Genomic DNA, 12,228 nt, shown 5'->3' on the forward strand with positions numbered 1-12,228 from the left:
GAGGAAGCTGTTATGAAGATAGAAACATCTTGGCATAAGAAAGGGAGAGAGGAAGGCAGACAGGAAGGAATACAGGAAGGAAGGCAAGAAGGATTGCGAGAAGTAAAGAAAGAAGTAGCGCGGAAGATGTTGCAAGAAGGATTTGCTGTTGAGCAGATTATGAAGATAACAGACCTGTCAGAAGAGGAAGTTGCGAAGCTTAAGGGGGAGTAACGTTTTAAGCTAGTATAAGATGTGGATGATAGGGGGGACGCTTGGGCGATAAGACGCTCAAGCGTTTTTATTTTGCTTTGTTGGGGACAAGGTTCTTCGAATGAGTTCGAAGGATTAAAAAAAGAAATCTAACTATTTTTCGACAATATTTTGACCTCAGCAAAAAATGGTATCGAAAAATGTCATAATCTGATTGGATTTTGTGCTGTTCAATAGTACATTATTAGTAGCACTGAAGGGGAGTTTTGTTATGAATATTTTGATTACTGGCGCAACAGGCTTTGTAGGGACGCGCTTAACGAAAGAATTACTAGAAAAAGGGCACAGCGTGTATGCGTTAGTCCGCACGGAACGTAAAGAGAAAGCGCTTTATTCAAAAATACCTGAGCATCTGCAAGACAGCCTTCACACACTTCGAGGTGATATTTCAACATCGATGCTAGGTATTCCAGCACAACAACTACAACAATTAACGTGGAAAATCGATACGGTTTACCACGCGGCAGCATATTTGTCTTTTGATGAAAGTGAACGAGAGAAGACGTTTCAAATAAATGTAGGCGGCACAAAAAATGTGCTAGAGTTTGCAAGTCAGATTAACGTGAAGAACTTCTTCCATGTGAGTACAGCTTATACGCTCGGAAAACAACTATATGGCAAAGAAGAGTTGCATTCAGTAGAAAATGAGTTTGTGAACACGTATGAAGAAAGTAAATGCCACGCAGAGCATTTGCTGTTTGAATATAGCGATCGATTTAACATTAGTATCTTCAGACCAGCGATTATTATTGGAGATTCGAAAACAGGTGAAGCGGAGTCGAACTTTGCTTTATATGGCGTCTTGCGGAGCTTCTCCTTATTGAAAAAGCGGATGAAGCGAAACAAAGAACTATTCCAGAAGAAGATTAAATTCATGTGCAACCAGCATACACATTCAAACTTTGTACCAGTTGATTATGTAACGAAAGTGTTAGCCGCAGGTGTGATGCATGCTGAACACGGAAAAATCTATCACATTACGAATTCGAACCCGCCTTCACATAAGCTTGTCTTCGAATTAACGAAGGAAGCATTAAATTTGCAAAATGTCGAGATCGTGCCTGTCAATTATCAAGGTGTATTAAGCAAGATGGACAAGTTCTTAAACCAAGCAGCACAAGTCTTCCACCCTTATATGGAGAAGTCCGTAAAGTTCGAAGACACAAATACAAAAGCATTGCTACATGAAGCGAGTGAGCAGCCTCTAGAGATGGATACGGCCATGCTGCGCAATATTATCTTCGCCTTCAACAAGCCAATAAATGCATAAGGAGTCATGCGATGAGCGTTTATTATGAAATACATCAAAGTCACCCCAGCCATGAATGGATTTGTTTCTTTCACGGGTTAGGGGGAAGTCATCGAATGTTCTCGAAGCAAATTGAATCGTTTCGTGATCAGTATAATTTGCTGCTGTTTGACTTGCCTGGTCATGGTGCTTCTGAAGGGCAGGCGGAGTATTCACCTGTTACGTTGGCGTCAACGGTTTTGACGTTAATGAACAAGCTGAATATTAAGAAGGCGCATTTATTAGGTGTGTCACTAGGGACGATGGTTATTCAAGAAATCTGCTATGCGGCACCAGAGCGTGTGCTTTCAGTTATCAATGGAGGTACCGCTGTTTCATTAAGGCGATGGGGTAAAATACTGAGTAAGCTTGTATTTGCACCTTTCTCCAAAGTGGTCATTCCCTATCTATGGAACTATAAAACACTTGCGTATCTGCTAATGCCGAAAAACAACCATAAGCGAAGCCGTCATTTCTTCATTCAAGAAGCAAAAAAGATGAACAAAGAGGATTACTTCAAATGGTGTGACTTTCTTTTGCAGTTTGTTGTCCGTTATAAGAAAATGTACAAAGAATTTCAATTCCATATTCCACAGCTTCATATTATGGGCTCTGAAGACCATATGTTTCTAAAAGGTGTGCGGCGATACTTTCATGAAAAAGACATACGCATTATTGAAAAGTGCGGGCATGTCTGCAATATCGAGAAGCATAAAGAATTCAACCGCCATGTGCTGGAATTTCTGAAAGAGCAGCACGAGAAGAAGAGTAAACTTCTAACAAAAGTAAATTAAATGTGATGAGAGAAGGGAGATGCCTTCTCTTTTTTATTATCAACAGAAAATCCTAGAGCCAGTCCTACGTGGAGCTGGCTCTCATTCGAATTATTCGTTTCGAAAATGTTCATTCATCGCCCTAGCGGTGAAAACAGCAAATTGAGCTCTTGTGACAGCTGCGTCTGGCTTGAACGTACCGTCTGGGAAGCCAGTCGTGATACCATTTGCTGCAAGCTTTGCAACAGCAGCGTTCGATGGTGACACATCAGAGAAAGAATAGCCCTTACCTTCCTCCAGCTGAAACCCATCAGCAAGAATCTCAGCCATTACTTTACGTGTGAGCGGTTCATCCGGATTGTTCGTTAAACTTTCTTGTATTACGATTTCCTTTGCTTTGTCGCTATGATTCAATACGCGTGTCAGCATAATAATTGCTTGAGCATTTGTGATTTCCAGGTTTGGCTTGAAAGAACCATCAGGATAACCGGCGATAATCTCACGGTTAGCTAAATAATCGATTTCATCATAGGCCCAGAAATCAGCTGTGATGTCCTTGAATGACTGCTGCTGTTCAATGCTGAATGTTTTCGTAACCATCCCATTTTGCTCTGGAACATTTAAGAAAAGCTTGATGGAATAGCTGCCAGGCTTCAAGTCTTTAAGAAGAAATTCACGGTTGATTTCTTCAGCCTGCTTTAACGTGATCGTTTCGATAGCCTGTGTGGTCATAACTTCGTTTGAATACTGAGAGATGACCTCTCCTTCTGAATTGGAAAGGATATAGTCAACTTTTAAGCCGTTATGAAATGTGAAATCAAGCTCATATGGTGTTTGGTTTTTCGCTGTGTAGCTTACCTTTACTGTGCCGTCTTCGTTTATTGTGATGTCCGCATTTCCTCCTAATTCACCAGCAACAATACCACTCTCCCTTTTCTCTTCTGAATAGTTGCTTTCTCCTTCTGATGCCACGGCAATGTCACCTCCACTGTACAGAAAAAGCCCTGCCGCAAGCGAGCCCCATATTAAATACTTCCTCTTCATTCTGCGCCCCTCCTATTCTTTAACTATAAAAGATAGACGCTGTTTCGAGATAGAAGGTTTCGCAAATTTTTCCTCTAACTGACTTCTTCTGTGGAAAGGGGTGCTTCGTTTAAACCTAATTGACTGACGACAGTATGCTTGATTTGCTCGATTAATGCAGGGGAATAGAGCCCAATCACACTTTCATAGCGAGAGAAGCGGAAGTTATAGACAGAAACATTTTTCACCGTAAAATTACTAGGATCAAGCTCGATTAAGAAATAGCGACAATACAAGGGTTCGAGTGTATTCAAATAAGTGATCACAAGAGTGTGCTGATTGCTCTTCAGCTTGATGTCATTTATGTATAAGAGTGGCTGCATCGTTTTCTCCTTAAGGTGGACTTTCTTTAGTTGTGTGGAGAATGTGGTTTGTTTATGCAGAAGCGGGTGGGGATGAAAGAGGTTTAATCGCTCTTGTGAAAAGGTACATTACCGATAAGATAACTACTCTTAACAAAGGAGCGATTAAATCTTGGATAAACCATTATATACAGCGAAAGCAACCGCAGTTGGAGGACGTAATGGGTCGGTGAAATCAGATGACGGTGTGGTTGATTACAACTTATCGATGCCGAAATCACTTGGCGGAGATGGCGACCCGAAAGCGACAAATCCTGAGCAGTTATTTGCGGCAGGCTACTCCGCATGCTTTGGCAGTGCACTTGAAATGGCAGCGAAGGAAGAAAAGAAAGACATTGATGCGCGTGTAACCGCAAACGTTAGCATTGGAAAAGATGAGGAAAGCTTCGGGATCAGCGTTGTGATGCATGTAGAAGTAAGTGGTGTGAAGATTGATGAAGCGAAGGAGCTTGTCGCACGCGCTCATGAAGTATGTCCATACTCCAAGGCAACACGCGGTAACATTGATGTGGAATTGAATACAGAATTGATGTAGCTGAAGAAGGCTGGTCCAAGTGAGGGCCAGCCTTTTCTATTGCTTTGAAGGCGAATAAACAAGCAATCTCTTTTCCTTTATATATATTGGTAGTAAAGGAGTGGATGATGTATGTTTATTCTGTTTGTTGACGTGAATAACAGGCGAATCAACGTTCCGCATATAGAAGAAGCGATTGAAAGATTAATAAAAGATGGAGATTTGGTAGTTGAAGGAAAACGATACAAGTATGAGAATCTTGTTATTCAGAACGACCTCTTAGTGATTACCTTGAGATAATTCATTTTTTTAGCTCCCTTATTTAGGCCCCCTTTTGAGCCATTCCTCCACTTTCGTTTTTATTTCATTTTTTAATTTCGAAGCATTTCCTGTCTCACTTAGTGCCTGCCGGGCATATTTCTTAGGAAACATTTCATTAATTGATTCCTTATAATAATCGCCATTCATCGGCTCTATATAGTCTATTACTTGATAGCTGTTTCCGTCCTTTTGTAGCTTAATGAGAAGCGGCATAGAGTGACCTGATTGAGCTTCTGCTTTTGTCTCTCGGTTAAATCCTTGATAGAGGGAGTAGAGGTAGACCGAAATAGTTCCGTTCTCTTCGCTTGCTCCATAGACCTTATGCGCCTCAAATTGCACGTCAGTAGAAGTGTATACGGATTGATTATATTCAAGAATATAAGAGCTGATCGTCTTGTCCATTTCGTTTGTAAACCTGTTTTCTGCCTGACACCCTGAAAGTATGACTACTGTAATCATTGCGAAGAAATAAAGCTTGTTCATAAAGTTCCTCCAAAATTTGTATTGAACATAGTATAGCATGAAAAAATCCGACCCTCCTATAAAAAGAAGAGTCGGATTTTCTTACTTACTTATTTATTTTCATAGCTTTCTTTCATTGTATAAACTTTTTGTCCTTTTGGCTCTGTCTTAAAGCGAGGGAAGCCGATTAGAATCGCAATAGCCCCGGAAATGGCAATTAGGATTGGGTAGAATGTGTATGGCAGGATGCTGACAGGTGAGAGTGATGCAAAGCTTGCTGCTGTCAGCATCTGTGCGCCATATGGAATTAAGCCTTGGACACTGCAAGAGAAGATATCAAGCACACTTGCAGATTTGCGGTTGTCAATTCCGTATTCGTCCGCAATGTTTTTCGCCAATGGTCCGGCTGTAATGATTGAAATGGTATTGTTTGCTGTTGAAAGGTTTGTTAAGCCGACAAGGCCTGCGATGCCGAACTCTGCACCTTTCTTTGTCTTAATATTGCGTGTCAGGCTGTTTAAGATAAATTGAATGCCGCCGTTATGTGTAATCAGCGCTACCATTCCGGCAATTGTCATCGACAATAGAATCAATTCCGACATGCCCGCAATACCTTCAGTAATCTTCGCAAAGAAGCTTGCAATTGTATAGCTTCCGTCAATCAGCCCGATGACTCCTGAAAGAAGTACACCTCCAGCTAAAATCGCCAGCACGTTAAAACCAAGCAACGCCGCAACGAGAACACTCAAGTATGGAAGCATCTTCACCCAGTTGTAGTCACCAGCTGTTACTTCTGATGTGTTCCCAAGTGTAATGGCAATTAAGACGATAACGGTAATCAGTGCTGCTGGTAAGACGATGAAGAAGTTTGTCTTGAACTTGTCCCGCATTTCCGTCTTCTGCGTCCGAACCGCCGCAATTGTTGTATCCGAAATAATTGATAGGTTATCACCGAACATCGCTCCACCGACAATCGCACCCATTACAAGCGCCATTGACAGGTCAGTTTGCTGGCTGATGCCGACACCGATTGGGCCCAGCGCCGCAATCGTTCCCATAGACGTTCCCATTGAAAGAGAAATGAAGCCTCCAATAATGAACAACCCTGCAATAAGCAGATTTTGCGGAAGAACAGTCAACGCAAGGTTTACCGTTGATTCCACCGCGCCCATTCCTTTCGCTGTTGCGGAAAATGCTCCGGCAAGCACGAAGATGAACACCATAATCATAATATCCGGGTTACCGGCACCTTTAGCGAATCGTTCTACCTTTGTCATTAAGGAATCTTGTCTATTCATCGCAAGTGCCACACCAGCCGCAATGATTACTGCAACTAAGATTGGCATCTTGTAGAAATCTCCTGTAATAATGCCTGAGCCGATAAATAAGCCCAAGAAGACTACGAGTGGCAACAATGCAAGCGCATTGCCTTTTGTTTGAGTCATAACTACATCTCTCCAATTTTAATAGAATAGTATTTTGTGCGGTGACGATATAGAAAAAATGAAGCGTTCCTCTTACCTAAGAGTGAAAAAAAGAGTTGAATATGCTGAGCACCAACTTTAATTAAAGAGGTGTGAGCGAAACTAAGCTCATTCATGGACCATGCTTTCTTCCGTAAAAGCTGAAAGCGTGGGTGAAACATCGCATTTAGCGTGAAGCTCCGCCCTTTTTCCACCAAGAAAAAGACCTCTTCCTATGCAAGAAGAGGTCTTATATGTCCATATATAAGAAACACTCTTCTCATCTTCCAGGCATTGCACCTGCTGGATTTGGCACAGCACTCGTCACACGAGTCCGCTGCCGAGACATCATCGGGCCAGTCCCTCAGTCTCTCTTGATAAGAAGATTTATTAAAATAATTTTTCTCTATGAGTCTGTTATACACTTTAAGATGTGCAAGGTGTTTTGTCAATGGAAATTTTATCTGTTTGGTTGGAATTTTTAAAAAGATGAAAATGACAGCGTTAACAAGTGGATGTTTTAAATAAAACGTTTTGTTGGTATGATGAAAAAAGGAAATGATTAGGGGGAGATGAACACATGCCAAAACATAACAAACTGGTCAGAGACAAAATTCTAGAAATAATCGAAGCCGCAGGAAAAGAAGCCAAATGGTCTATTCTCTCAGACGAAGAATACATCATAGAATTAAAAATGAAACTGCATGAAGAAGTAGCTGAATTTGAACAGGAAGAAGACACAGAAAAAGCAGTCGAAGAACTAGCCGACATCCTAGAAGTCGTCTTTGCTCTAAGCAATGCCTATGGTGCCGATGATAAAAGGTTGTTAGATATGATGAAAATCAAAGCCGCTGCACGTGGCGGGTTTGAGAAGAAGGTGTTTTTGGAAGAGGTAGAGGATGAATAAAGCAAGATGTTTTATATAAAAAGTTTTTATTAGAGGTACTTTATGCTAAATAAGGTTTGTTCTAGAATATTAAAGTTGGAAATTTTAAAAAAAGATATGAATACTAAGTTGCATCAGTTAATTCTAATTTTAAAGTAACTGTTTAAATTAAAATATATTTGCTGTGAAAAAGCACACCTCATTTTAATATGTTGAGGTGTGCTTTTTATAGTAACAAAACATTTTTGTTATGAAAGATGACGAATAATGTCGAAAGTATTTAAAAAAATACAATAGATGGTAAAATGTAGTTTAAAATACTCACTTTAATGTAACGAGTTAGTAAAAAGGTATCTGGGGTGGGGCATATAGTTACTCTGAAAGAAGTATTACATAGGGCTGAAGAGTGTATTCTGCAAGAAATATTGGGATCTCAAACAATAAGAATATTAACTACTTTGGATAGTAAATATCGTAGAAGTACGGAAATGAAATCTTTAATTTTTAAGTTGTATAAAGACGAAGAAATATTATTAAACAAAAACCTAAGAAATATAGTGATTGATTTATTAAAAGTTAATGAGGTGCAGCTGCTAGGAAACATTTTAGGCATAAAATTTGAGTGCTCCAATGATTTATATAAAAAGTTAAAAATAACAAATTTTAAAAGAGGATCATCTAACGAAGAAGTATTATTTAATTTTTTTAACATGTATCCACCTAAACAGCAGCAAGACAGTAATGAAAAAGAGGAGGAAAATAAAAATTTAATTGCTAATGGCCATTACAGTCTTTTTACTCACCAAAGGCTTGCGACATTAAAGGTCAAAAAGTTACTAAGTGAACGGCCGTATCGAGCTTTGTTACACATGCCTACTGGTGCTGGTAAAACCAGAACAGCTATGAATATAATTTGTGATTATCTAAGAAACAATGAAAAGTTTCTTATCGTTTGGTTAGCTGCGACGGAAGAATTATGTCAACAAGCTGCTGAAGAGTTTGAAAAAGCTTGGTCTTACTTAGGGGACAGAGAATTAAAGATACATAAATTTTGGGGCTCCAGAGAACTGAATATAGAAGATATTGATGAAGGTATAATAATTGCTGGTCTTCCTAAGATAGTTAGTGTAACAACAAGAAAAAACGGTGTTCAGTTTATTACTAAGCTTGCTAATAAATGTTCACTTATTGTTATAGATGAAGCACATCAAGCAATTGCAAGAACGTATAAACTAGTGTTGGATTTATTATTTTATGGAAGTAAAAGAGGGAAATTATTAGGGTTGAGTGCTACTCCTGGACGTACGTGGGATGATATCGAGGCTGATGAACAATTATCTAAGTTCTTTGCGAAAAGAAAAGTGAAGTTAGAGGTTGAGGGATATAAAAGCCCTGTAGACTATTTAGTTGAACAAGGTTATTTAGCAAAAGCTAACTTTGTTTCTTTAATTAACGAAAAATCTTCTATGTCAGAAAAAGATGCTGAACAAATACAACATTCTAAAGAAATAACATTAGAGGTTTTAAAAAAACTTGGAAAAAACGAAAAACGTAATCTTAAAATTGTACAAAAAACTGAAGAGTTAACTAAAGAACATAATAGGATAATTTTATTTGCTCCTTCTGTTGAATGTTCAAATATGTTGTCAAAAATATTAAGTGCTCGTGGTTATCATTCTTATTCTTTAACAGGAGAAACCTCTAATTCTATAAGAGTAAATATCATAAATGATTTCAAAAATGATGAACCTAAGCCAAAAATTCTTTGCAATTACGGAGTGTTAACAACAGGGTTTGATGCTCCTAAGACTAGCGCAGCAATTATTGGAAGGCCAACTTTATCGTTGGTTCTTTACAGTCAAATGGTCGGTCGTGCTATCAGAGGAATTAAAGCGGGTGGTAATGAAACAGCAACGATTGTAACAATAATTGATCCTGAGTTACCGGGTTTTGGAGATATTTCGGATTCATTTAATAATTGGGAGGATGTATGGGGATGACAACAACAGCAACTGATAATTCATATGTGCCAGCACATTTAGCAATTGAGGCAATGAGAGATAATGGTTATAAAAATACTGCTTATGCAGTAGCTGAATTGATTGACAACTCTATTCAAGCTCAAGCTAATGAAGTTCAACTTATTTGTATGGAGAAAGAAACTTTCTTGAGCAGAAAAACAAAAAAGTTATATCAAATTGGGGTTTTAGATAATGGAGAAGGCATGTCTCCGGAAGTATTACATATGGCTTTACAGTTTGGAAATGGTACAAGGTTAAAAAGAAATCAGCGTACTGGTATGGGACGTTTCGGGATGGGGCTACCAGCGTCTTCAATTTCTCAGTGTAAAAGAGTAGATGTGTGGAGCTGGCAGGATGGTATTGAAAATGCTTATCATACTTATTTAGATATCGAAGAAATAAAAGTAAATAAGAATCATGCTATGCCATTACCTACAAAAAAAAGTATTCCATCAATATGGATACAAACAGCTTCTAAGTTCGGAGATTCTGGTACTTTAGTGGTCTGGTCAGATTTAGATAGATTGATGTGGAGTAAAGGTAAGACTTTAGTAGACCACTCCGAATTTCTTATCGGGAGAATGTACAGGAAGTTTATCCAAAGTGGTGAAACAAAAATTAGGTTAACGGTAAGTGATTTTGATAATCCTACTACCCATGCATTAAATAAATTAGCAATGCCGAATGATCCATGCTATCTAATGGACAAAACTAGCTGTCCAGAGCCTTTTAATGAAACAGCAATGTTTGAGCCTTTTGGGGAGAAATTATCTTTTTCTGTTACGGAGGATGGAGAGGATTATGAAATTACTGTTCAACTTTCTGTGGCTAAATTAGAAGCTAGAGAAGGTCGAAATGCTGGTTCAAAAGCTCATGGTAAGCATGCTGCTAAAAATGTCGGGGTTTCTATTGTAAGAGCAGGGCGAGAGTTAGAATTAGATCAAACCTTAGTTTCTAACGATCCAAGGGATAGATGGTGGGGGATTGAAGTTGAATTCCCACCTGCATTAGATGAACTCATGGGGGTAACAAATAATAAACAAACAGCTAGAAATTTCTCTGATATTTTAGGAATGATTGAAGATATTATTGCACTTCAAGAAAAGGGGAAAGATATTGATGAAATACAACAAGAACTTGAAGAAGAAGGGGACCCAAGAGCTAGGTTAATAGAGGTTTGTGATGCAATTGTTAAACAATACAATAATATGAAAAAACTCATAGAAAATCAAAAGAAAGGAATTGATTCTAGAAAGAGACACAAGACGACAGAAGTAGAAGAGGCAGCTACATCATCTACAGATGAAAGGAAAAAATTAGGCCACGTTGGTGCGAGTGATGAAGGAGAGACAAAAGAGCTTGAAGAAAGAGTTCGCGAAATTCAAGAAGGATTTATGGATTGTGGGTATGAGGAAGAAGAAGCAAAAGAAAAAGCAACTGAAACGGTAACTAAAAATTTGAAATACTGCTTTACACATAAAGCGTTTGAAAGTGATGCTTTTTTTACTGTTCAACCAAGAGGGGGAGCTTTGGATATCACACTTAATACTCAGCACCCAGCATATGATAACTTATTAGAAGTATTAGATGAAGAAGTAGAAGAGCTGAATGAGGAAAAATTAAGTCAAAGATTAGTTAAAGCAAGTGCCGGACTTAAATTATTGTTGGCAGCTTGGGCTAGGTATGAAGATGAGATTCCAGAGAGTGAAAGAAAAGACTATATTCAAGATATAAGGAAAGATTGGGGAAGAATCGCGAGGAATTTTCTGAAAAATTACAAAAAAGGAATTTAAGAAATGATAACAAGTAACATCGTATATCAAGGAGATATAAAAAAAGAAATTGCTGGTTACTTAAAAAATGTTACTCATAGTATTTCAATCATTTCTGCATATACAAAGATATCAGCATTAGAGTACATAGATTCAAAGCTTGGCTCTAATGTTCAAAACAAAAAGTTAATGGTTAGATTTAATCTAAATGATATTTTAATGGGTAGTACTGACTTTGAGATTATAAGTTATTGTGCTTTAAATGGATGGGAACTATATTTTAACGAATTATTGCACGCAAAAATCTTTATATACGACGATGCTCTTTTTACTATTGGAAGTGCCAATTTAACCTCGAGAGGCTTGGGGCTTTGTAATAACGCTAATTTAGAGAGCATAGTTTCTGGAAAGTTAAGTAATGAGGACAGTAAAAAAATTAACCAAATGTTCTTATGCTCAACTCTAGTAAATGAGCATTTAGTAAAGGAAATGAGAAGACAATTAGAAAATATTGGTTACTCTTCAAATGAACCAAAAATAAAATGGAATTCCAATATAGCTTTTATGTTAGAGAATTCACCAATATATCTCTTTTCCACAGAAATGTTATATAGTTCCTCACCAGTAGATGTTTGTAGTCATGATTTATTACTTTTAGGACTTAAGCGTTCTCAATTAATACAGCAAGATCACGTTAGAAGTGTATTCCTTTCTACCAAAGTATTTAAATGGTTTAATTCAGTAATTGAAGAGCAAATTTATTTTGGGGAACTAACTGCAAAATTACATGATGCGTTAATTGATGATCCTCCACTCTATAGAAAAGATGTAAAACTATTACTATCTAATTTGCTTAATTGGTTAGCTGAATTAGAGGTTCAAAATTTCAAAGTTGACAGACCAAATTATTCACAGCGGATTAGAAGGGTTTAGAGTATAAAAGTCATTTAGCATCTAGAGTTATTCTAGATGCCTCCTTTTCGACTTTTACGATTACTGGATAAAGCCTTCCAACAGAAACAGAGCATTGA

The 12,228-nt window shown here is 38.1% G+C and carries 13 protein-coding genes and 1 riboswitch; of the genes, 9 read left to right on the plus strand and 4 right to left on the minus strand.

The window, feature by feature from the left end:
- Positions 1-12: 12 nt before the first annotated feature.
- The 3 genes from LC040_02320 to LC040_02330 all read left to right on the plus strand — a co-directional run bounded on the left by LC040_02320 (position 13) and on the right by LC040_02330 (position 2,334).
- The gene (locus LC040_02320; GenBank protein ID WLR51759.1) at positions 13-213 is read left to right on the plus strand and encodes an Rpn family recombination-promoting nuclease/putative transposase; all 201 of its coding nucleotides are present in this window, start codon (positions 13-15) and stop codon (positions 211-213) included.
- A 250-nt stretch (positions 214-463) separates the two neighbouring features.
- Positions 464-1,522: an SDR family oxidoreductase gene (locus tag LC040_02325; protein ID WLR51760.1), complete on the plus strand. Its 1,059-nt coding sequence runs from the start codon at positions 464-466 to the stop codon at positions 1,520-1,522.
- Positions 1,523-1,533: 11 nt separating this feature from the next.
- Positions 1,534-2,334: an alpha/beta hydrolase gene (locus tag LC040_02330; protein ID WLR51761.1), complete on the plus strand. Its 801-nt coding sequence runs from the start codon at positions 1,534-1,536 to the stop codon at positions 2,332-2,334.
- Positions 2,335-2,424: 90 nt separating this feature from the next.
- Here LC040_02330 and LC040_02335 read toward each other — a convergent pair whose 3' ends face one another.
- Both LC040_02335 and LC040_02340 read right to left on the minus strand, forming a co-directional pair.
- On the minus strand, positions 2,425-3,357 hold the full coding sequence (locus LC040_02335; protein WLR51762.1) for an S-layer homology domain-containing protein: 933 nt from the start codon (positions 3,355-3,357) through the stop codon (positions 2,425-2,427).
- Between the two features lie 74 nt (positions 3,358-3,431).
- The gene (locus LC040_02340; protein ID WLR51763.1) at positions 3,432-3,719 is read right to left on the minus strand and encodes a hypothetical protein; all 288 of its coding nucleotides are present in this window, start codon (positions 3,717-3,719) and stop codon (positions 3,432-3,434) included.
- A 151-nt stretch (positions 3,720-3,870) separates the two neighbouring features.
- Between LC040_02340 and LC040_02345 the strand changes: the two genes are divergently transcribed.
- Together LC040_02345 and LC040_02350 are read left to right on the plus strand one after the other, a co-directional pair.
- Positions 3,871-4,293: an organic hydroperoxide resistance protein gene (locus tag LC040_02345; GenBank protein ID WLR51764.1), complete on the plus strand. Its 423-nt coding sequence runs from the start codon at positions 3,871-3,873 to the stop codon at positions 4,291-4,293.
- A 111-nt stretch (positions 4,294-4,404) separates the two neighbouring features.
- On the plus strand, positions 4,405-4,572 hold the full coding sequence (locus LC040_02350; GenBank protein ID WLR51765.1) for a hypothetical protein: 168 nt from the start codon (positions 4,405-4,407) through the stop codon (positions 4,570-4,572).
- 18 nt (positions 4,573-4,590) lie between these two features.
- Here the strand turns inward: LC040_02350 and LC040_02355 are convergent, their stop codons facing one another.
- Both LC040_02355 and LC040_02360 read right to left on the minus strand, forming a co-directional pair.
- Positions 4,591-5,076 carry a hypothetical protein gene (locus LC040_02355; GenBank protein ID WLR51766.1) on the minus strand — a complete coding sequence of 162 codons (486 nt, stop codon included), beginning with the start codon at positions 5,074-5,076 and terminating at the stop codon, positions 4,591-4,593.
- An 89-nt stretch (positions 5,077-5,165) separates the two neighbouring features.
- Entirely contained in the window at positions 5,166-6,500 is a 1,335-nt protein-coding gene (locus LC040_02360; GenBank protein WLR51767.1) for a Na+/H+ antiporter NhaC family protein, read from the minus strand.
- Positions 6,501-6,795: 295 nt separating this feature from the next.
- Positions 6,796-6,902: riboswitch (SAM riboswitch) on the minus strand.
- A 196-nt stretch (positions 6,903-7,098) separates the two neighbouring features.
- Between LC040_02360 and LC040_02365 the strand changes: the two genes are divergently transcribed.
- The 4 genes from LC040_02365 to LC040_02380 all read left to right on the plus strand — a co-directional run bounded on the left by LC040_02365 (position 7,099) and on the right by LC040_02380 (position 12,130).
- Positions 7,099-7,425 (plus strand): nucleoside triphosphate pyrophosphohydrolase, encoded by a 327-nt coding sequence (locus tag LC040_02365; GenBank protein WLR51768.1) that lies wholly within the window; start codon positions 7,099-7,101, stop codon positions 7,423-7,425.
- 338 nt (positions 7,426-7,763) lie between these two features.
- Complete coding sequence (locus tag LC040_02370; protein ID WLR51769.1) at positions 7,764-9,404, plus strand: DEAD/DEAH box helicase; 1,641 nt, start codon at positions 7,764-7,766, stop codon at positions 9,402-9,404.
- Entirely contained in the window at positions 9,401-11,218 is a 1,818-nt protein-coding gene (locus tag LC040_02375) for an ATP-binding protein (protein WLR51770.1), read from the plus strand. Before LC040_02370 ends, LC040_02375 begins: the two co-directional genes overlap by 4 nt.
- Positions 11,219-11,221: 3 nt before the next feature.
- Positions 11,222-12,130: a phospholipase D-like domain-containing protein gene (locus LC040_02380; GenBank protein WLR51771.1), complete on the plus strand. Its 909-nt coding sequence runs from the start codon at positions 11,222-11,224 to the stop codon at positions 12,128-12,130.
- Positions 12,131-12,228: the final 98 nt, after the last annotated feature.

Origin of the sequence: Bacillus tianshenii, from assembly GCA_020524525.2 — a bacterium.
Lineage (GTDB): Bacteria > Bacillota > Bacilli > Bacillales > Bacillaceae_N > Bacillus_AV.